Here is a 19,519-nt window from a genome sequence, read left to right as displayed (position 1 = left end):
AAAACGCAACATCAAATCTTCTCACTCACAAAATTCGGCCCAGCCGATACAAAAGGGCCGCTCATGCGGCCTTTTGTCGTTCAAGACCAGAATAATAAAAAGACGCCTCGTGCGTCCCTTAAAGGAGACAAATCGCCTTCGGCAATTTGCTCCGGCACCAAGCATAACCGCAATGCGGTTACGCTCTCGCGACAAGTTCTGCGAACTTGTCGCTGGGAATGACATTTTTGCGAACGCAAAAAGTCGGTTAACGCGGGGTGGAGCAGCCCGGTAGCTCGTCAGGCTCATAACCTGAAGGCCGCAGGTTCAAATCCTGCCCCCGCAACCAAATCAATAAAACTCCCCGGGCTAACCAGCCAGGAGTTTTTTGTCTCCGCAAAGACGTTAAAAACAAAAAAATCACAAGCACCGGACAAACCAACCTTTTGTCTTCACTGCGTTGCAGTCTCAGCCTATCCAAAAACACAGCGAAGAACAAAAAGCAGCTTCAAAAACTTGCAGCCACAGCGCCGGCTCGCACCACCAGTTCAATCCCGGGATTGCCATACAAGGCAAACTCGCCATGATGCGGAAAACGCCGAATCCAGAAGAAAGCTGCCGTGACCGCCGACCCCTTGCAGATACTCAAGACAGTTTACGGCTACGACACCTTCCGCGGGCGGCAGGCCGAAATCATCCAGCATGTGATGGCGGGAAACAATGCCTTCGTCCTGATGCCGACAGGTGGCGGAAAGTCACTTTGTTACCAGATTCCAGCCCTTGCCCTCAAAGGTATGGGGCTGATCGTCTCACCGCTCATTGCGTTGATGGTCGATCAGGTAGCGGCTCTGCGTCAAGCTGGCATACGGGCCGAGGCTCTCAACTCCGATCTCTCTCCGGATGAGAGACGGACACTCTGGCGCGATATGCGGGCCGGCAATGTCGATATTCTTTATGCCGCGCCGGAGACCCTTCTTAAGCCGGATGTCCTGGATGCGCTTCAATCCATTGACCTCTCCCTGATAGCGGTTGATGAAGCGCATTGCCTGTCGCAATGGGGGCATGATTTCCGCCCGCCTTATCGCCAGCTCGATATGCTGATCGAGCGTTTCCCGAAGACACCGCGCATGGCGCTGACGGCGACGGCGGATGAGCCCACCCGCACCGAGATTCTTGGACATCTCGCGATTGATGAAGGTGACGCCTTCATAGCCGGATTTGACCGGCCCAACATCCGTTATGCGATCATGGAGAAGGACAATCCCCGCGCCCAGCTGAAACGTTTTCTTGGCGGCCGGGAGAATGAAAGTGGAATTGTTTATTGCCTGTCGAAGCGCAAGGTGGACGAAACGGCCACCTGGCTGCGGGAAGAGGGGCGCGATGCACTGCCCTATCACGCCGGCATGGACAAGGCCGCCCGCGAGGAAAATCAGACCCGCTTCCAGCACGGCGAGGCGGTGATCATCGTCGCAACCGTTGCTTTCGGCATGGGTATCGACAAGCCGGATGTGCGATTCGTGGTTCATATTGACCTGCCCGGCAGCATCGAGGCCTATTACCAGGAGACCGGCCGTGCCGGCCGCGATGGCCTGCCCTGCGATGTGCTGATGCTTTACGGCTACGAAGACATTGCCCTGCGAAACCGCTTCATCGAAGAATCGGATGCCGCGGACCAGCGCAAATATATGGAACGGCAGAAGCTCGATGCGTTGCTTGGCCTTGCGGAAACCGCCAGCTGCCGCAGGCAGGTCCTGCTGTCCTATTTCGGCGACCGGTGCGAGCCATGCGGCAATTGCGATACCTGCGCCGAGCCGCCGGATCTGTTCGACGGAGCCATCGCCGCTCAAAAGCTGCTGTCCTGCATTTATCGCACTGGAGAACGTTTCGGGCAGGCTTATGTCATCCGTGTCCTGCTGGGCGTCGAGGACGAGCGGATTTCCCGCTTCGGGCATGATCGCCTCACCACATATGGAATAGGCAAGGAACACGATAATCGCGCTTGGCGGGCCATTTTGCGCCAGCTTGTAGCGCTGCGACTGATCGCGGTTGACTTATCCGGGCATGGCGGACTGTCCATTTCCGAAGAGGGAAGGCGGTTTCTGCGCGAAAAACCGTCCCTGATGCTGAGAATCCCATCGGCCCGTCGCGCCGGCAGGCAGCAGACGCCGCGCAACGCGGCGTCGACGGCTTTGCCGGAGGCGGATCGCGGTCTCTTCGAGGCGCTGCGGGCAAAGCGCATGGAAATTGCCAGGGCGCAGAACGTTCCGCCCTATGTGATTTTTCACGACAAGACCCTCATCGAACTCGCGGCGGTAAAGCCGGCTTCGGCGAGGGAGATGGCGCAGATTGCCGGTGTGGGGGACAGCAAACTGGAGCGTTACGGCCCCGCCTTTCTCGAAGCGATCATGCAGCATGCCGCCGGTGATTGACCGCCGATAGATCCAGCGCGTCGTTATAGATTGAAGGCGTTCGGCGTTATCCTGTCGTGTCCTTGAACAGAACGTTCTGATCGATGAGATAACGGGAGAACAGGGGCAGGCTCGCGCCGCCGATTGCCCGGGCCTGACTGCCGACCGCGCCTTCGATAATCTCCGGCAGCGTGACGCCTTGAAGATCGTGGTGCTTGAGGGCCAGCCGGGTGGCAGAAACGATCCTCGTTCTGACCCAGTCGGGAAAACCGCCATCGATGATGACGCTGGAAAAATCGATGATGGAAGCGGCGGCAATGACGGCCTGTGCCAGTGCGGCGGCGGTCTTGTTGATCCAGCTTTCCAGCGGTTCACCGAAATCGATCCATTCATCCGGAGAGAACCACAGGGGGCGTGGATCGATATCCCGTTCACGCAACATGTTTTCCAGAACGAAGATCGAAGCGATCTTGAGCAGCTGAACCGTGTTGCCATCCTCTCCCTGCACCGGCAGCGGGCCGATTGCGCCGGCGGTACCCGTTTTTCCGGAAAACAGCGCCGAATTCAAAACGACTCCACCTCCGATAAAGGAACCGATGAAGATATAGAGAAAATCGGCGTAGTTCTGGCCGGCGCCAAAAACCAGTTCGGCACCACAGGCACTCGTGGCGTCATTCTGCAGAAAAACCGGATAGCGAACGTTTTCGGCGATTTCCGAGCGGATATCGACATCCCGCCAACGTTCCATCTCGGCCTGAGGCGCCCCCACTTCCTGCGCCCAGTTCCACAATTCGAACGGGGCGGCGATGCCCACTCCGGCAATTTTTTTCCGGTCAGCCGGGGGCAATTTCGATTCGAGTTCCGTTATGCCTTCGATCACGAATGGCAATATCCATTCCGGCAGGGGGTAAGGATAGGTCTTGCGAAGCTTGAGCTTTATCCGGCCGACAAAATCCATCAGCACCAGATCGACGCTGCGCCGGCCGATCTTCACGCCAAAAGAGAAGACGGCGTCGGGATTGAGGCGCATCGGCGTTGAGGGCTGTCCGACCTTCCCGCGCAACCTTTCACCCCGAACGAGAAGCCCGTCTTTCTCGAGAGAGCGCATGATGACCGAAACTGTCTGCGCAGAAAGTCCGCAAAGTCTGGATATTTCCGCTTTCGACAATCCGCCATGGCGGCGAACAAGGGACAGCACCAGCCGCTCATTATAGGCACGTACCCCGATCTGGTTCGCGCCGCCGCTGATATCCATAATGGTGGGCGGCGCAGGCGGCGCCGTCTCGACAGATTGTCTCATAATGTCATCCTCCCGCCCGCGATATCTGCACGGGCGATACCGGCAGGCTTTATGGCAATCTTGCTATCGCAACGTAAACGACCGCTGCAATATTCCTCCCTGCCGGAGATTAGAATGCCATACGGAATTAATAATTCAATCGGATTTATTTATTGACAGCCGTTTCCTTTGGTGGTTCCATCTGGGTCAACGGTCGCTGTTCTCGGAGGAGACGAGATCGTCGGGCAACCGTCATGGTGCTCAAATATCCATTGGGAGGATCTCATGAAGACCACTGTTTCCGCTCTTTTGGGCGCGCTTGCGCTTGGCGTTTCTTTTGCTTCCGTCGCGTCCGCCGCCGATACGTCGGTTTGCCTCATTACCAAGACCGACACCAATCCCTTCTTCGTCAAGATGAAGGAAGGCGCGACCGCCAAGGCCAAAGAACTCGGCGTGACGCTGAAATCCTATGCCGGCAAGATTGATGGCGATTCCGAAAGCCAGGTAGCCGCCATCGAGACCTGCATCGCCGATGGCGCCAAGGGTATCCTGATCACCGCATCGGACACCAAGGGCATCGTTCCGGCCGTGCAGAAGGCCCGTGATGCCGGTCTTCTGGTGATCGCCCTCGACACGCCTCTGGAGCCCGTCGATGCCGCCGATTCCACTTTCGCCACCGATAATCTCCTGGCTGGCGAACTGATCGGCAAATGGGCGGCCGGCACGCTCGGTGACAAGGCCAAGGACGCGAAAATCGCCTTCCTCAACCTCACCCCCTCCCAGCCGACTGTGGATGTGCTGCGCAACCAGGGGTTCATGAAAGGCTTTGGCATTGATGTGAAGGACATCAACAAGATCGGCGACGAAGACGATCCGCGCATCGTCGGCCATGACGTCACCAACGGCAATGAAGAAGGCGGCCGTGCGGCGATGGAAAACCTGCTGCAGAAGGATCCGACAATCAACGTCGTTCACACCATCAATGAGCCCGCAGCTGCCGGTGCTTATGAGGCGCTGAAGGCGGTGGGCCGCGAAAAGGACGTTCTGATCGTTTCCGTCGATGGCGGTTGCCCTGGTGTGAAGAACGTTGCGGAAGGCGTGATCGGCGCGACCTCGCAGCAATACCCGCTGTTGATGGCGGCTCTCGGCGTCGAAGCTGTCAAGAAGTTTGCCGATACGGGTGAAAAGCCGAAGCCGACCGAAGGCAAGAATTTCGTCGATACCGGTGTGAAGCTGGTGACCGACAAGCCGGTCAATGGCCTCGACTCGATCGACACGAAGGAAGGTCTCAACAAGTGCTGGGGTTGATGCCTCACCGTTGAAACCCGCGGGGGCATTTTTTGCCCCCGCCCTTGGACCAGAATGATTTCAGGCACGATCCGGGGGATCGGACAAAGGAACAAACGAGCGCGCCCCATATTCTCCGAGAATGACGTGGGCTGCCTCACAACACTTTGAATCTACGCATCATTCTCCTTTTAAAGAGGCCCGGTTCGAGGGCAGATGCGATGGAGCGATCGGGAGGAAAATCCATGAGCGATCAGCCGGTGCGGGCTCAGCCGCATAATGAATTTGAAAAGGTGCTTTCAGGAAGTTCGACACAGGTTGCCGCTTTCGATACGCACGACAAGAGTGCGCTGGAAAAATTCCAGCATTTTCTCCATTCCAGTCCGGCGGCTGTGCCGCTTATCGTTCTGGTGCTGTCGCTGACTGTTTTTGGCCTGCTCCTCGGCGGCAAGTTCTTCTCGGCCTTCTCGTTGACCCTCATCCTGCAGCAGGTCGCGATCGTCGGCATCGTTGGCGCAGCGCAGTCGCTGGTCATCCTGACGGCGGGCATCGATCTTTCGGTCGGCGCGATCATGGTTCTGTCTTCCGTCGTCATGGGGCAGTTTACCTTCCGCTATGGCTTGCCGGCGGAGCTTTCCATTCTCTGCGGTCTCGCCGTTGGCGCATTCTGCGGTTTCATCAATGGCGTACTGGTCTCGCGCATGCGCCTGCCGCCCTTCATCGTCACGCTCGGCATGTGGCAGATCGTGCTGGCGACCAACTTCCTTTATTCCGCGAATGAGACGATCCGCGCCCAGGATATCGCCCAGCAGGCGCCGATCCTGCAATTCTTCGGCGCCAATATCCGTTTCGGCAATGCGGTCTTCACCTATGGCGTCATCGCCATGGTCCTGCTCGTCGCCCTGCTCTGGTATGTGCTGAACCGCACCGCCTGGGGTCGCCATCTTTATGCTGTCGGTGACGATCCGGATGCCGCCGAACTTGCCGGTGTCAACGTCAAGCGCATGCTGACGACCGTTTACACCCTGTCCGGTCTCATCTGCGCCTTTGCCGGTTGGGCCCTCATCGGCCGCATCGGCTCGGTTTCACCGACCGCCGGCCAATTTGCCAATATCGAATCCATCACTGCGGTGGTTATTGGCGGCCTGTCGCTGTTCGGCGGGCGCGGCTCCATCATGGGCATGATCTTCGGCGCCCTGATCGTCGGTGTCTTTTCGCTCGGCCTCAGGCTCATCGGAACCGACCCGCAATGGACCTATCTGTTGATCGGCGTCCTTATCATCATGGCTGTCGCAATCGACCAGTGGATCAGAAAGGTAGCAGGCTGATGGCAAAAGAACCCATTCTCACAGCACGCAATCTCGTCAAACGTTATGGCCGCGTGACCGCCCTCGACCATGCCGATTTCGATCTCTATCCGGGTGAAATCCTGGCCGTGATCGGCGACAATGGCGCCGGCAAATCCTCGCTTATCAAGGCGATTTCCGGCGCGGTGACGCCCGATGAGGGAGAGATCAGGCTGGAAGGCCAGCCCGTCCAGTTCCGCTCGCCGATCGAGGCGCGCAAGGCGGGCATCGAGACGGTGTATCAGAACCTCGCGCTGTCGCCGGCGCTTTCCATAGCCGACAATATGTTCCTCGGCCGGGAAATCCGTAAACCCGGCATTCAGGGTAGCCTGTTCCGGGCGCTGGATCGCCCGGCCATGGAAAAATTCGCCCGCGAAAAACTGTCGGAACTCGGCCTAATGACGATCCAGAACATCAATCAGGCGGTGGAAACCCTCTCCGGCGGCCAGCGTCAGGGTGTGGCCGTGGCGCGCGCGGCGGCTTTCGGCTCCAAGGTCGTCATCCTCGACGAGCCGACGGCGGCGCTGGGCGTCAAGGAAAGCCGCCGTGTTCTGGAGCTTATTCTGGATGTGCGCTCCCGCGGCCTGCCGATCGTTCTCATCTCGCATAACATGCCGCATGTCTTCGAGGTCGCGGATCGCATCCATATCCATCGGCTCGGCAAGCGCCTGTGCGTCATCAATCCGAAGGACTACTCCATGTCCGACGCCGTCGCCTTCATGACCGGCGCCAAGGAAGCGCCGAAGGAAACGCTTGCCGCATGACGCTGAAGCTTGAGACGATCGCCGAAGACGTTCTTCGGCGGGCAGAGGGCAAATCTCGTTTTATCATTGCCATTGCCGGTCCCCCTGGGGCCGGCAAATCCACGCTGGCGGACGCGCTTTATGGTGCTTTGCTGGCGCGGGGCGAAACCGCCGCCGTGCTGCCCATGGATGGCTTCCATATGGACAATGGCATCCTTGAAGAGCGCGGGCTGCTGCCGCGCAAGGGCGCGCCCGAAACGTTCGATGTGCGTGGCTTCCTCGATATCGTCTCTGCCGTCCGCAAGGGCGGGCAGGAAGTGCTTGTCCCGGTTTTCGACCGTTCCCGCGAGATCGCCATAGCGTCTGCCCGGGCGATTGCGCCGGAAACACGCTTTATCCTTGCTGAAGGCAATTATCTGCTGCTGAACGAGGCGCCGTGGACGGCACTTTCCGAGAGCTTCGACCTTACCATTTTCGTTGGGCCATCCGTCGCCGTGCTTGAGGAGAGGCTGCGCAACAGATGGCAGGGCTATGGTCTCGATGCGGATGCGATCCATGCCAAACTTTTTGAAAACGATCTTCCCAACGGAAAAAGGGTGATCGAGAACGCCCGTTCTGCCGATATTCGCATCGATATCTGGGAATAGGTTAACGCTTTCCCGTCACTGAGCGGCAAGGCGCATTTGCCGTTAAGCCTTTATTGACCATGTGTTGAATCTTTTTGATCCACAGGGTGGGGCTTTTGTGTGTCTATTCGTTGACGCGAAAATTTCCTCATATACTATATGTGGTGTTCGAGGTTCTTCCGATTCGCAAGGATTGGAAGCTAAGACGGGAATTCGGTGCGCAACGCCATCGTGGCGGAGCAAGGCCGAAACTGCCCCCGCAACTGTAAGCGGTGAGCATCGTTCCGATTTGGGTCACTGGGGCTAAAAGCTCCGGGAAGGCCGGAATAGATGTTGTGACCCGCAAGTCAGGAGACCTGCCTTGAGCGCAAACGTCCACGGGCGGGGTGTCCGGAGGAAGGTGTATGACGCAAATGATTTGCGTTCTCCCTTTTCTGCCCCCTCCAGAACAAGCTTCGGGGTGAAGTCATGCCAGTGCATTTCTTTAAGTTGCTGCGCTCGTCGGCGTAGAGAGTGATTTTCTGCGACTTGCAGCATTTTCAGGGAAACCGGCGCCGGTTCCATCCCGAAATGCGAGGAGTTGCCTGGGCCGCGCGCCTCACCTGAATGACAGATCCACCGCCACCCGATTGCGATTGCAATCGGCAATGTTGAGCCGTGTCCGAAACCGGCTTCGAGAGAGGAAATTATGACCGTCACCGTTTACAGCAAGCCTGCCTGCGTCCAATGCACCGCCACCTATCGCGCGCTCGACCGCATCGGCGTCCCTTATGAGATCGTCGATATTTCCGAAGATGCGGATGCGCTCGATCATGTGCGGGGTCTCGGTTACATGCAGGTTCCCGTCGTTGTCGCCGGCGAACGGCATTGGGCGGGTTTCCGGCCTGATATGATCGGCTCGATCAGCTGAGGCGTCGGTGTGATGGGGCTGATCGTCTATTATTCCAGCCGCTCTGAAAACACCCATCGCTTTCTTCTGAAACTGGGGCGGCGATTGTTTCGCCTGCCGCTCGGCGCTGAAGAAGATGTGCCCCATGTATCGGAGCCCTATGTGCTCGTCACCCCCACCTATGGGGGCGGCGGCCCGAAAGGGGCCGTGCCCAAGCCGGTCATCCGGTTTTTGAACGAGCCCTCCAACCGAAATCTCATTCGCGGCGTCATCGCGGCTGGAAACACGAATTTTGGCGCAGCTTTCGCATCCGCCGGAGACATCGTCTCGCGTAAATGCGCGGTGCCGTTTCTCTATCGCTTCGAGCTTCTCGGCACGGAGGAAGATGTCGTCAACGTCAAACATGGATTGGAACGATTTTGGACACGCTGACCTCAGGCGCGCTGCGCAAGGACGCCAAACAGCCGGTAGCCGCAAGCCAGAAACCTGTTGATACGGGGCTGGACTACCACGCGCTGAACGCGATGCTGAACCTTTATGACGAGAACGGAAAGATCCAGCTCGACAAGGATCGCCTTGCCGCCCGGCAATATTTCCTCCAGCACGTCAACCAGAACACGGTGTTTTTCCATAACCTCAGGGAAAAGCTCGATTATCTGGTGACGGAAGGATATTACGAGCAGGAGGTTCTGGATCAGTATTCCTTCAATTTCGTCCGCGATCTCTATGACGAAGCCTATGCCCGGAAGTTCCGCTTTCCGACATTTCTCGGGGCGTTCAAATATTACACCTCCTACACGCTGAAGACCTTCGACGGAAAACGTTATCTCGAGCGTTATGAGGATCGCGTCTGCATGGTGGCGCTGGCTCTGGCGCGCGGTGACGAGCAGCTTGCCCGTGATCTGATGGACGAGATCATTTCCGGCCGCTTCCAGCCGGCAACGCCGACCTTTCTCAACGCCGGCAAGAAGAGCCGCGGTGAGCTGGTCTCGTGTTTTCTGCTGCGCGTGGAAGACAATATGGAGAGCATCGGCCGCTCCATCAATTCCGCCCTGCAGCTTTCCAAGCGCGGTGGCGGCGTGGCGCTGTCCTTGACCAATATTCGCGAGGCCGGAGCGCCGATCAAACAGATCGAAAACCAGTCTTCCGGCGTCATCCCCGTGATGAAGCTTCTGGAAGACAGCTTTTCCTACGCCAACCAGCTTGGCGCACGCCAGGGCGCGGGTGCTGTCTATCTGCACGCCCATCACCCGGATATCATGCGCTTCCTCGATACGAAGCGCGAAAATGCGGATGAAAAAATCCGTATCAAGACCCTGTCGCTCGGTGTTGTGATCCCCGATATTACCTTTGAACTCGCCCGCAATAACGAGGATATGTACCTGTTCTCGCCTTATGATGTGGAGCGGGTTTATGGCGTGCCGTTGACAGAGATTTCGGTCAGCGAAAAATATCATGAGATGGTCGCCGACAGCCGCATCCGCAAGAAGAAGATCAAGGCGCGCGAATTCTTCCAGATCATCGCTGAAATCCAGTTCGAGAGCGGTTACCCCTACATCATGTTCGAGGATACGGTGAACCGCGCCAATCCGGTCGCCGGCCGTATCAGCATGAGCAATCTCTGCTCGGAAATCCTGCAGGTCAGCGAGGCGAGCGAGTTCAATGCCGATCTCTCCTACAGCCACATGGGCAAGGATATTTCGTGTAATCTCGGTTCGCTCAATATTGCCGCCGCAATGGATTCCGCCGATTTCGGCAAGACGATCGCAACGTCCATCCGGGCGCTGACGGCGGTGTCGGATATGAGCCATATCTCCTCCGTGCCCTCGGTGGAAAAGGGTAATGACGCCAGCCACGCCATCGGGCTTGGCCAGATGAACCTGCACGGTTATCTGGCGCGCGAACGCATTTTCTATGGCTCCGAAGAGGGCATCGATTTCACCAATATCTATTTCTACACGGTGACCTATCACGCCATCCGTGCGAGCAACCGGCTGGCGGTGGAAAGAGGTCAGAGCTTCAAGGGCTTTGAAAATTCCAAATATGCTTCCGGCGAATATTTCGACAAATATACCGACCGGGAATGGCTGCCGGAGACCGAGAAGGTGAGGGTGCTGTTCGAAAAGGCCGGCATTGCCATTCCGACGCAGGAAGACTGGAAGGCCTTGAAGCAGGAGGTCATGGCGTCCGGCCTCTATAACCAGAACCTTCAGGCCGTGCCACCCACCGGCTCGATCTCCTATATCAACCACTCCACCTCTTCCATTCATCCGATCGTCTCGAAGATCGAAATCCGCAAAGAGGGCAAGATCGGCCGAGTTTATTACCCGGCTTCTTATCTCTCGAACGACAATCTCGAATATTACCAGGATGCCTATGAAATCGGCCCTGAAAAGATCATCGATACCTATGCTGCGGCCACCCAGCATGTCGATCAGGGCCTGTCGCTGACGCTGTTCTTCCGCGATACCGCCACGACGCGCGATATCAACCGGGCGCAGATCTACGCCTGGAAGAAGGGCATCAAGACCATCTATTACATCCGTTTGCGCCAGATGGCGCTGGAAGGCACGCAGGTTCAGGGCTGCGTTTCCTGCACGCTCTGAATTGAGGGACAAGAGAATGAATATCGTCGTAAAACCCGTGTCCCGCATCCGTGCGGTCAACTGGAACCGCATCGAGGACGACAAGGATCTCGAAGTGTGGAACCGCCTGACCTCGAATTTCTGGTTGCCGGAAAAGGTGCCGCTCTCCAATGACATCCCCTCCTGGGGAACGCTGAAGCCGGAAGAGCAGAAGCTGACGATCCGCGTCTTCACCGGGCTGACATTGCTCGACACTATTCAGAACGGCGTCGGCGCCGTGCGCCTGATGGCGGATTCGGCAACGCCGCATGAGGAGGCGGTGCTTTCCAACATCTCCTTCATGGAGGCCGTGCACGCCCGTTCCTATTCGTCGATCTTCTCGACACTGTGCCTCACCCCTGATGTCGACGATGCCTATCGCTGGTCCGAGGAAAACGAGTTCCTGCAGCGCAAATCGGCGCTCATCATGCGGGAATATGACAGTGGTGACCCGCTAAAAAAGAAGATCGCCAGCGTGTTTCTGGAAAGCTTCCTGTTCTATTCAGGCTTCTATCTGCCGATGTTCTGGTCAAGCCGCGCCAAGCTCACCAACACGGCGGATTTGATCCGTCTGATCATCCGCGACGAGGCCGTGCACGGCTATTACATCGGCTACAAGTTCCAGCGGGCGGTGGATCGGCTCGGTGAGAAGGAAAGACAGGAGATCAAGGATTTTGCCTTCGACCTGCTTCTGGAGCTTTACGACAACGAGGCGAAATATACCGAAGACCTTTATGACGGCGTCGGTCTGACGGAGGACGTCAAGCAGTTCCTGCATTACAACGCCAACAAGGCCCTGATGAATCTGGGCTACGAGGCGCTGTTTCCGGCCGAGGCCTGCCGCGTCAATCCGGCGATCCTCTCCGCGCTCTCGCCCAATGCTGACGAAAACCACGACTTCTTCTCCGGTTCCGGCTCGTCCTATGTCATTGGCAAGGCGGTCGCCACCGAGGACGAGGACTGGGATTTCTGAAGTGGGATGTGCGCTGAAACCCGCAGAAACTACTGCGGGTTCACCACCTGGCTTGCAAGGCGGAAGGGGCTGGAGACGGTTGCGCCGATCGCATCGAACACGAAGGCACCCGCACTGTTGATGTCGCCCCCGCGTCTGCTGGATTCCAGCTGCGGCACCATGGAGGCCAGCGCCGCATAGCGGTCATGGTTGAGCGGATCGGAAGCCTCGAGTTTGGAAATATCGATGAATTGCACGCCCTCCTTCAGGGCGGCCTCCTGCACCTGCGGGTCGGTCACGTCAAGCGCGCCGATGCGGGTGACATCCGCGCCCAGAATGGAGGATGCCTTAAGGGCCCGATCGTCTTTGGAAACGAGAACGGTAAGTGGCGGGCTGAGCCGGCCGACCACTTCGATCTGCTTGCGGAAGACATCGGCGTCGATGTCAGGCGCAGCCAGCACCACCTGCAGCTTGGCGATGACATCGTTCCTGCCCTCAAGGCGCAATTGCCGCAGGGCTTCCATGACCAGCCAGCCGCCCATGCTGTGGCCGAACACGACGACGCTCTTTCGCGGGGTCTGACGGGTAAGGTCGGTCAACAGTGCGGCGAGCGCATCGCGTGAAAAGGTCGCAGATTCCTTGTCGGCGACATAGCCGGCGACATTGGCCTGTGATGGCCAGGAAAATACCAGCGGCACGCCGTCCATCTTGGCGTCGGCAGCCATTTGTGCCGCCCGGAACAGGGCTTCCTGATAGCTGTAATTATAGCCATGCACAAAAAGTGCGATCTGCTTGCCGGATCGGGCCACGTCACCCAGATCGGCATTGAAGCGCGCTTTCGTCAGCATATCGGCCCGCGTGACGACAAAATCCTTGTTCGGATCCGGCTTGCCGCTCGACCATTCGATTTTCCCGCTTTTATGGCTGGGCGGAATGGAAATATCGAAGCTTGCGTAGTTTGGCTGCATCGCACGCTGGGTGCCGAAGCCCTTTTTCGCGTCCTCGTTTTTCTCCCGCGTGCTGGCCACATAGGCCGTCACGATTTTCGTGTCGTGGGTCCTGGTGTTTACGGCCTGTAGCACGTCCGCCCCGGGCCGGCCTGCGCAGGATGAAAGAAGACCGAGAGTGAGAAGCAGCGAAAAGACAAGACGCATGAACGGGCTACCGGTGATAAGGACGGCCCATAAATAACCGGCCGCTGAAAAAGTTGCTACTGGAGAATGAATTGCATTGCCGTGCGGGTGTTTGACGCGGATGGCCATTCCACTGCTTGCCATCCGGCCATGTTCGTTTTAGGCCGTACAGATGACGAACAAGGTGTCGCTTTTACGGCTGAAACTCACGGACTTCCGCAACTATGCGGCGGCGGCGCTTGCGCTTGATGACCGGCATGTGGTGCTGACGGGCGACAACGGCTCCGGCAAGACCAATCTGCTGGAGGCTGTCTCCTTCCTCTCGCCCGGAAGGGGCCTGCGCCGAGCCACCCTGTCGGATGTGACGCGGGTTGGTGCGGAGGCAACCGGTTTTTCGATCTTTGCCGATGTCGAGGGCATGGATGGCGATGTCGCCATCGGTACCGGAATTGAAGGGGACGGCGAGGTGGTGTCGCGTCGTCTGCGGCTGAACGGTACGCCGGTAAAATCCGTCGACGAACTGACCGATCATCTGCGGGTTCTGTGGCTGACACCCGCCATGGATGGCCTTTTTACCGGCTCATCATCGGACCGCCGGCGTTTTCTCGACAGGCTGGTACTATCGCTTGATCCGGCCCACGGGCGGCGGGCAGGCGATTTTGAAAAAGCCATGCGTGGCCGCAACCGCCTGCTTTCGGAAGGTCGCTTCGATCCGGTATGGCTGGACGGTATCGAAAAACAGATGGCCGAACTCGGCATCTCGATGGCGGTTGCCCGTTATGAAATGCTTGGCCTGTTGAAGAGCCTGATTGAGGGACGGGCGGGCAATGCCGCCTTTCCGTCGGCGGCGCTTGCGCTCTCCGGTTTCATGGACGACGGGCTCAATCGCCCCGCCGTCGATCTGGAAGATGAATATAGGCTTATGTTGCGCGACGGCCGGTATCGTGACGCCGCCGCCGGTCGCACCCTGGATGGGCCGCACCGTGTTGATCTCTTCGTGCGCCATGCGGAAAAGGATATGGAAGCCGAACGCTGTTCGACGGGTGAGCAGAAAGCGCTTCTGGTGGGGCTGGTGCTTGCCCATGCGCAGCTCACCGCCAATATGACCGGCTATGCGCCGGTTCTGCTGCTGGACGAGATCGCCGCCCATCTGGACGAGGGCAGGCGGGCCGCTTTGTTCGATCTCATCCACGCGCTTGGCGGCCAGAGTTTCATGACCGGGACCGATGCGGCCATGTTTTCCGCTCTCGGCGAACGCGCGCAATTCTTGAATGTTTCCCACGGGAGCATCACGGCATGATGGCTAAGAGATGGAGGGCGGTATGGATCCGCTGAGCCCGGAAGAAATCGAACGCTACAAGCGCCACATCCTGCTGCCGGAAATCGGCGGAGCCGGCCAGCAGCGGCTGAAGGCGGCGCGGGTGCTCGTCATTGGCGCGGGCGGCCTCGGCGCGCCCGTCCTTCATTATCTCGCCGCCGCCGGTGTCGGCACGCTCGGCATGATCGATGACGATGTGGTTTCCCTCTCCAATCTCCAGCGGCAGGTGATCCACGACACCGGCACCATCGGTGAGCTGAAAACGGAAAGTGCCCGCAAGGCCATAGCGCGGCTTAATCCGCAGGTCCGCACGCTTGTTCATGAGGAGCGCTTTTCGCAGGTCTGGGCGCATGACCATCTGCCCTCCTTCGATCTCCTGATCGATGGTTCGGATAATTTCGATACGCGTTATGCCGCCGCCGATGCAGCGGAGACTGCGAAGAGGCCGCTGGTCACCGGCGCCGTCGGCCGTTTCGATGGCTCTGTCACCGTATTGAAACCTTATGAAACCAACGCCGAGGGCACTCTTCTGCCGGGTTACCGCGATCTGTTCCCGGAGCCGCCGCCGCAGGGTCTCATTCCCAATTGCGCGGAAACGGGCATTGTCGGCGCGCTGACCGGGGTCATCGGCACCCTCATGGCCATGGAGGCAATCAAGGTGATCACCGGTGCCGGTGAACCGCTGATCGGCCGCCTGCTGCTTTACGATGCCCTGTCGGCCCGCTTTGAAACGGTGCGTTACAAACGCCGGCCAGGGGGAAGGAAACCATGATCCGGATCGCAAGGGTTGGGGAAGAATTCGACCGCTGGCAGGAATTGCTGGCGCTCATCATGTCCTCTTTCGCTTATATGGATGGCGTCATCGACCCGCCATCTTCGGCCCACCGCCTGACGCTGGAAAATCTTGCCGAGAAGGCGAGGGCGGAGATCGCCTTCCTGGCGCTGGATGGCGATGAGTTGCTGGGCTGCATGTTCTGCAGGCCGGAGCCGCCAGCCTCTCTTTACATCGGCAAGTTATGTGTTTCCCCGAAAGCGCAGGGCAGGGGTATCGGCAGGATGTTCTTGCAGCAATCCGAAGCGCTGGCCCGCGAATTGGCGCTGCCGGCGCTGCGGCTGGAAACCCGTATCGAACTCCTTGCCAATCACGCCAGGTTTGCCGCCTGGGGTTTCGTCAGGACTGCTGAAAACGCCCATGCCGGTTATGATCGGACGACCTCGATCGAAATGACCAAATTCCTGGACTGAGATTATCGAATTCTGCCCTGTGATAATCCGCTCGGGACAGTCGAAAAGCCCGTCCGTGACTGCATGGCGCCGCTATCGCAAAATGCCGGACTGCATCATCTGGGAAAGAAAGACAGAAGAGACCCGCTCAAGGCCCGTATGCGGCTGAACGTCGGCCGATCCGACACGCCAGACGCTTTTATCCGGGCCGCTGAAAAGCTGGATTTCCGTCGTGACCCTGTGGGTGAGCGGAGCCGCCTTCGTGGCCTCGACCATCTGCTTCATGAGTTTCGCGGAAGGCATGCGGGTTCTGTCGCCAAGCTCATCCGCCTTTGCCGCAGCCTTCAGTTGCTGGAAGGCAGACCCGACATCCGGCAGGGAGCAATTCATCTTTATCCGCGCCACGAAGAGACCCGTGGGCGATTGTGAGCCGATACGCGCAGGTTCTGCCTTACAGCGCACCCGCGCCGTGCTTGCCACCCAGAGCCGCGCGAACTGGTCCGACTGTTCGTTGGTGGTTCCGCTGGGCGCGTGCATACCCTTGTTTTTACGCTGCCACGCGACCGGGTTGGCAACGAGATCCATGTGGGTGTAGCGCGGGCCGTTGCCGGAAGATCCCCATTCCTTGTTCAGGCGAACCATGCTGGCACGATCAAAATTCAGCCAGGCGCGGTAATAAAGTTCCGCAGTCTCCTCGGGTGAGGCCGAAGCAGCCCGGGCCGGGCCGCTGACCAGAACGAGCAGGGCAGACATGAGTAGCAAGAACTTCGCCTGAATTCCCATCGAACTCCCCTCCATCTGGCGATCGGACAAGATTTGCCTGAGCCGGCTCAGTTTCGCCCCGGCAGCACCCGGTTCGGTGGACGGTGTCCATCAAACAGCGTGCGGATGTTGATGATGACCTTGTCGCCCATTTCGATGCGCCCTTCGATCGTCGCCGAACCCATATGGGGAAGCAGCACGACCTTGCCTTCCTTGGCAAGCTTGATGAGCTTGGGGTTCACCGCAGGCTCATTCTCATAGACATCGAGACCGGCGCCGGCGATCTTGCCTTCGCGCAGGCACTGGATCATCGCCGCTTCGTCGATGATATCGCCGCGTGCGGTATTGACGATGTAGCTTGTCGGCTGCATCAGCGCCAGCCGTCGGGCCGAGATCAGGTGATAGGTCGCGGGTGTCGAGGGGCAATTGACGGAAACGATATCCACTCGCGCCAGCATCTGGTCGAGGCTGTCCCAATAGGTCGCCTCAAGCTCCGCTTCCGTCGCCGGGTTGACGCGTTTGCGGTTGTGATAATGAATGGAAAGGCCAAAGGCCTTGGCACGCCGCGCGACCGCCGTTCCGATGCGCCCCATGCCGACAATGCCGATGCGCTTGCCGGAAATGCGCCGTCCCAGCATCCATGTCGGGGACCAGCCGAGCCATTCGTCCGCGCCATTGGCAAGCACACGCGTGCCTTCGATCATGCGACGCGGCACGGCAAGCACCAGCGCCATGGTGATGTCGGCGCTGTCCTCGGTCAGCACATTCGGCGTATTGGTAACGGTAATGCCTTGTCTGGCCGCGGCATCGACATCCACATGGTCGATACCGTTGGAGAAGCTGGCGATCAGCTTCAGCTGCGGCCCTGCCTGCTCGATCATCGCGGCGGTGATGCGGTCGGTGACGGTCGGCACCAGCACGTCCACGCGCTGCATGGCGGCGACAAGCTCTTCCTCGCTGCGCGGCGTATCGTCGATATTCAGTTCGGCATCGAAGAGTTCGCGCATTCTGGTTTCGACGACGTCAGGCAATTTGCGGGTGATATAGACTGTCGGTCTCTTCTTGTGGGTCATCGTTTGCCGCTGCCTTGTTCAGAAGTCATTAACCAGAAAGAGCGATAATTTCTTTCAATCAGGGCGTTTCTACCAGACCCACCGGCGAAGACAAATAAAACTCGCCGAAGCTTGAGGCATGTGGAAACGAGCCTCCTTAAATATCATCCGGTTTGCAGAAGGCGGGAAACGGAAATGGGCATGCGCAGTGTGGTTTCTATTGTTTGCATTGCATTGTCTTTGGGCTTCCTCGGTGCGGCAACCGATGCCATGGCGCAGGGTGCGGCCAAGGGTGCGAGCGGCCTGCCGCTGCCGCGTTTTGTCAGCCTGAAATCCAAGCGCGTCAATATGCGCATCGGCCCCAGCACGGATTATGCCGTGTCATGGATGTATCTGAAATCGGGCATGCCGGTCGAAATCATCCAGGAATATGAAAACTGGCGGCGTATCCGTGATGCCGATGGCACGGAAGGCTGGGTCAACCAGGCTCTGCTGTCCGGTGAACGCACGGCGGTCGCCGCTCCGTGGATGCGCGGCAAGGGCAAGGAAATCTATGTGAACATGCGCCGCGAGGCACAGTCGGGGGCTGCCGTCATCGCCCGGCTGGAACCGGGCGTCGTCTTCAGGATCGGCGAATGCAATGGCGACTGGTGCCGTGCCGAGGCTGGGCAGGCCTCGGGCTGGGTATCCCAGGGTGAGATCTGGGGTGCCTATCCGGGCGAAGCCTTCAAATAAGGCCGTGCTCCGCGCCCAGCGCCCTGAGCGATGACATCGGGCGCGGTCCTACCTGCTGGATGACGGCTGCGGCGGCAAGGCAGCCGAGCTTGCCGCAATCTTCAAGCGACCGGTCCTGCGTATAACCGAACAGGAAACCGGCGGCGAAAAGATCGCCTGCACCTGTCGTATCGACCACGTCATGCACCGGGTAGGCGTCTACCTTCACACGTTCGGTGCCGCGCAGGATAACGGCGCCTTCCTCACTCATCGTTACCGCCGCGATCTTGCAGTCGGCGGCGATTTTGGTCAGGGCCAGTTCGAAGTCGTCGGTTTCGTAAAGCGAGAGCGCTTCCTGCTTGTTGGCGAAAACAATGTCCACCGTGCCGGAGCGCATCAGGTCCAGAAACTCTTCGCGGTAGCGGCCGACGCAAAAGCTGTCGGAAAGCGTCATGGAGACTTCGCGGCCGTTTTCATGTGCAATGCGGGCGCATTCGCGAATGGCATCCTTGGCGCGCGGCGGATCCCAAAGGTAACCCTCGAAATAGGTGACCTTGGTCTGCGCCACGACGTCTTCCTCCACGTCCTCCGGCCCGAGATCGACACAGGCGCCGAGATAGGTGTTCATCGAACGCTCGCCGTCTTCGGTCACGAAGATCATCGAACGTGCAGTCGGCGGGAACGTGCCCTCCGGCTTCGTTTCGAAATAGACACCCTGCGCGCGGATGTCGTGCTGGAAGATTTCGCCGAGCTGGTCTTCGGCAACCTTGCCGAAATAGGCGGCCTTGCCGCCGAAATTCGCCACACCCGCCGCCGTGTTACCCGCGCTGCCGCCGGAGGCTTCGAGAGCCGGTCCCATCAGCGAATAAAGCAACTCGGCGCGTTCCGCGTCGATGAGGTTCATCGCACCTTTGGTGATGGCGTTGTCGTTGAGGAAGCGGTCATTGCAGCGGGAGATGATGTCGACGATGGCATTGCCGACAGTCAGTACGTCGAATTTCGTCATAGAGCCCTATCCGGTTCGCACGGCGTGCGCGTATTTTTCGAAAGGTCTTAAACATTTCTGGCGGCAAGAAAAGCCCAAAGGGAAAATATGCGGTTCGCCCCGGCCGGCGAAAACGCGTCATCTGCCTGTAATGTGGTTAAGTTATTCCTTTCCGCAGAGCAAAAGGTATGTGAGTAC

19 protein-coding genes, 1 tRNA gene and 1 riboswitch are annotated in these 19,519 nt (G+C 58.6%); of the genes, 15 read left to right on the top strand and 5 right to left on the bottom strand.

Going from position 1 to position 19,519, the window contains the following annotated elements:
* The 3 genes from N434_RS25955 to recQ all read left to right on the top strand — a co-directional run.
* On the top strand, positions 1–222 hold a 222-nt coding region (locus N434_RS25955; RefSeq protein WP_210206035.1), incomplete at its 5' end, for a hypothetical protein.
* A 29-nt stretch (positions 223–251) separates the two neighbouring features.
* A tRNA-Met gene (locus N434_RS02950) sits at positions 252–328 on the top strand.
* Positions 329–599: 271 nt separating this feature from the next.
* Positions 600–2,408, top strand: a complete 1,809-nt coding sequence (recQ, locus tag N434_RS02945) for a DNA helicase RecQ (protein ID WP_110755902.1) — start codon at positions 600–602, stop codon at positions 2,406–2,408.
* A 46-nt stretch (positions 2,409–2,454) separates the two neighbouring features.
* Here recQ and N434_RS02940 read toward each other — a convergent pair whose 3' ends face one another.
* Positions 2,455–3,687 carry an ROK family transcriptional regulator gene (locus tag N434_RS02940; RefSeq protein WP_110755900.1) on the bottom strand — a complete coding sequence of 411 codons (1,233 nt, stop codon included), beginning with the start codon at positions 3,685–3,687 and terminating at the stop codon, positions 2,455–2,457.
* A gap of 264 nt (positions 3,688–3,951) precedes the next feature.
* On the opposite strand from N434_RS02940, the gene N434_RS02935 reads away from it, so the two are divergent.
* The 8 genes from N434_RS02935 (at position 3,952) to nrdF (ending at position 12,154) form a co-directional block, all read left to right on the top strand.
* Positions 3,952–4,974 carry a sugar ABC transporter substrate-binding protein gene (locus N434_RS02935; protein WP_065114478.1) on the top strand — a complete coding sequence of 341 codons (1,023 nt, stop codon included), beginning with the start codon at positions 3,952–3,954 and terminating at the stop codon, positions 4,972–4,974.
* A 224-nt stretch (positions 4,975–5,198) separates the two neighbouring features.
* Positions 5,199–6,281: an ABC transporter permease gene (locus N434_RS02930; protein WP_110755898.1), complete on the top strand. Its 1,083-nt coding sequence runs from the start codon at positions 5,199–5,201 to the stop codon at positions 6,279–6,281.
* The gene (locus tag N434_RS02925) at positions 6,281–7,063 is read left to right on the top strand and encodes an ATP-binding cassette domain-containing protein (protein WP_003524281.1); all 783 of its coding nucleotides are present in this window, start codon (positions 6,281–6,283) and stop codon (positions 7,061–7,063) included. Before N434_RS02930 ends, N434_RS02925 begins: the two co-directional genes overlap by 1 nt.
* Entirely contained in the window at positions 7,060–7,689 is a 630-nt protein-coding gene (locus N434_RS02920) for a nucleoside triphosphate hydrolase (protein WP_110755897.1), read from the top strand. Before N434_RS02925 ends, N434_RS02920 begins: the two co-directional genes overlap by 4 nt.
* Positions 7,690–7,822: 133 nt before the next feature.
* A riboswitch (cobalamin riboswitch) is annotated at positions 7,823–8,046 on the top strand.
* A gap of 310 nt (positions 8,047–8,356) precedes the next feature.
* Positions 8,357–8,578 (top strand): glutaredoxin-like protein NrdH, encoded by a 222-nt coding sequence (gene nrdH, locus N434_RS02915; protein ID WP_003524283.1) that lies wholly within the window; start codon positions 8,357–8,359, stop codon positions 8,576–8,578.
* A gap of 12 nt (positions 8,579–8,590) precedes the next feature.
* A complete protein-coding gene (gene nrdI / locus N434_RS02910; protein ID WP_065114481.1) occupies positions 8,591–8,989 on the top strand; it encodes a class Ib ribonucleoside-diphosphate reductase assembly flavoprotein NrdI in 399 nt (132 codons plus the stop codon).
* Entirely contained in the window at positions 8,977–11,163 is a 2,187-nt protein-coding gene (gene nrdE / locus N434_RS02905) for a class 1b ribonucleoside-diphosphate reductase subunit alpha (RefSeq protein ID WP_110755895.1), read from the top strand. The genes nrdI and nrdE overlap by 13 nt, the downstream gene beginning before the upstream one ends.
* A gap of 16 nt (positions 11,164–11,179) precedes the next feature.
* Positions 11,180–12,154: a class 1b ribonucleoside-diphosphate reductase subunit beta gene (nrdF, locus tag N434_RS02900; protein ID WP_110755893.1), complete on the top strand. Its 975-nt coding sequence runs from the start codon at positions 11,180–11,182 to the stop codon at positions 12,152–12,154.
* Between the two features lie 29 nt (positions 12,155–12,183).
* Here nrdF and N434_RS02895 read toward each other — a convergent pair whose 3' ends face one another.
* Positions 12,184–13,287, bottom strand: coding sequence for an alpha/beta hydrolase (locus N434_RS02895; protein WP_161991548.1), 1,104 nt, complete (start codon positions 13,285–13,287; stop codon positions 12,184–12,186).
* 151 nt (positions 13,288–13,438) lie between these two features.
* Here N434_RS02895 and recF point away from each other — a divergent pair, with 151 nt between their 5' ends.
* The 3 genes from recF to N434_RS02880 are packed head-to-tail and all read left to right on the top strand — an operon-like array spanning position 13,439 to position 15,829.
* Complete coding sequence (gene recF, locus N434_RS02890) at positions 13,439–14,566, top strand: DNA replication/repair protein RecF (RefSeq protein WP_110755889.1); 1,128 nt, start codon at positions 13,439–13,441, stop codon at positions 14,564–14,566.
* Positions 14,567–14,588: 22 nt separating this feature from the next.
* Positions 14,589–15,356, top strand: a complete 768-nt coding sequence (locus tag N434_RS02885; protein ID WP_110755996.1) for a molybdopterin-synthase adenylyltransferase MoeB — start codon at positions 14,589–14,591, stop codon at positions 15,354–15,356.
* Entirely contained in the window at positions 15,353–15,829 is a 477-nt protein-coding gene (locus tag N434_RS02880; RefSeq protein ID WP_065114485.1) for a GNAT family N-acetyltransferase, read from the top strand. Before N434_RS02885 ends, N434_RS02880 begins: the two co-directional genes overlap by 4 nt.
* Before the next feature lie 72 nt (positions 15,830–15,901).
* Here the strand turns inward: N434_RS02880 and N434_RS02875 are convergent, their stop codons facing one another.
* Together N434_RS02875 and N434_RS02870 are read right to left on the bottom strand one after the other, a co-directional pair.
* A complete protein-coding gene (locus N434_RS02875; protein WP_286172084.1) occupies positions 15,902–16,561 on the bottom strand; it encodes a hypothetical protein in 660 nt (219 codons plus the stop codon).
* Positions 16,562–16,638: 77 nt separating this feature from the next.
* Positions 16,639–17,643, bottom strand: coding sequence for a 2-hydroxyacid dehydrogenase (locus tag N434_RS02870; RefSeq protein WP_065114487.1), 1,005 nt, complete (start codon positions 17,641–17,643; stop codon positions 16,639–16,641).
* Positions 17,644–17,823: 180 nt separating this feature from the next.
* On the opposite strand from N434_RS02870, the gene N434_RS02865 reads away from it, so the two are divergent.
* Positions 17,824–18,357 carry an SH3 domain-containing protein gene (locus N434_RS02865; protein ID WP_065116085.1) on the top strand — a complete coding sequence of 178 codons (534 nt, stop codon included), beginning with the start codon at positions 17,824–17,826 and terminating at the stop codon, positions 18,355–18,357.
* Here N434_RS02865 and N434_RS02860 read toward each other — a convergent pair.
* Positions 18,350–19,342: an adenosine kinase gene (locus tag N434_RS02860; protein ID WP_110755885.1), complete on the bottom strand. Its 993-nt coding sequence runs from the start codon at positions 19,340–19,342 to the stop codon at positions 18,350–18,352. The two genes, N434_RS02865 and N434_RS02860, sit on opposite strands and share 8 nt — an antisense overlap.
* Between the last annotated feature and the right edge of the window lie 177 nt (positions 19,343–19,519).

Source organism: Rhizobium sp. UGM030330-04 (genome assembly GCF_003208455.1).
Classification (GTDB): Bacteria; Pseudomonadota; Alphaproteobacteria; order Rhizobiales; family Rhizobiaceae; genus Agrobacterium; species Agrobacterium rhizogenes_A.
Note: the sequence above shows the minus strand (reverse complement) of the source record. Positions and strands in the feature narration are given on the sequence as shown.

What these genes read in the sequence shown, in the direction of transcription:
- N434_RS02940 (WP_110755900.1), bottom strand. Translation starts at nt 3,687, where the DNA reads ATGAGACAATCTGTCGAGACGGCGCCGCCTGCGCCGCCCACCATTATG.
- N434_RS02935 (WP_065114478.1), top strand. Translation starts at nt 3,952, where the DNA reads ATGAAGACCACTGTTTCCGCTCTTTTGGGCGCGCTTGCGCTTGGCGTT.
- N434_RS02930 (WP_110755898.1), top strand. Translation starts at nt 5,199, where the DNA reads ATGAGCGATCAGCCGGTGCGGGCTCAGCCGCATAATGAATTTGAAAAG.
- N434_RS02925 (WP_003524281.1), top strand. Translation starts at nt 6,281, where the DNA reads ATGGCAAAAGAACCCATTCTCACAGCACGCAATCTCGTCAAACGTTAT.
- N434_RS02920 (WP_110755897.1), top strand. Translation starts at nt 7,060, where the DNA reads ATGACGCTGAAGCTTGAGACGATCGCCGAAGACGTTCTTCGGCGGGCA.
- nrdH (WP_003524283.1), top strand. Translation starts at nt 8,357, where the DNA reads ATGACCGTCACCGTTTACAGCAAGCCTGCCTGCGTCCAATGCACCGCC.
- nrdI (WP_065114481.1), top strand. Translation starts at nt 8,591, where the DNA reads ATGGGGCTGATCGTCTATTATTCCAGCCGCTCTGAAAACACCCATCGC.
- nrdF (WP_110755893.1), top strand. Translation starts at nt 11,180, where the DNA reads ATGAATATCGTCGTAAAACCCGTGTCCCGCATCCGTGCGGTCAACTGG.
- N434_RS02895 (WP_161991548.1), bottom strand. Translation starts at nt 13,287, where the DNA reads ATGCGTCTTGTCTTTTCGCTGCTTCTCACTCTCGGTCTTCTTTCATCC.
- recF (WP_110755889.1), top strand. Translation starts at nt 13,439, where the DNA reads ATGACGAACAAGGTGTCGCTTTTACGGCTGAAACTCACGGACTTCCGC.
- N434_RS02885 (WP_110755996.1), top strand. Translation starts at nt 14,589, where the DNA reads ATGGATCCGCTGAGCCCGGAAGAAATCGAACGCTACAAGCGCCACATC.
- N434_RS02880 (WP_065114485.1), top strand. Translation starts at nt 15,353, where the DNA reads ATGATCCGGATCGCAAGGGTTGGGGAAGAATTCGACCGCTGGCAGGAA.
- N434_RS02875 (WP_286172084.1), bottom strand. Translation starts at nt 16,561, where the DNA reads ATGTCTGCCCTGCTCGTTCTGGTCAGCGGCCCGGCCCGGGCTGCTTCG.
- N434_RS02870 (WP_065114487.1), bottom strand. Translation starts at nt 17,643, where the DNA reads ATGACCCACAAGAAGAGACCGACAGTCTATATCACCCGCAAATTGCCT.
- N434_RS02865 (WP_065116085.1), top strand. Translation starts at nt 17,824, where the DNA reads ATGCGCAGTGTGGTTTCTATTGTTTGCATTGCATTGTCTTTGGGCTTC.
- N434_RS02860 (WP_110755885.1), bottom strand. Translation starts at nt 19,342, where the DNA reads ATGACGAAATTCGACGTACTGACTGTCGGCAATGCCATCGTCGACATC.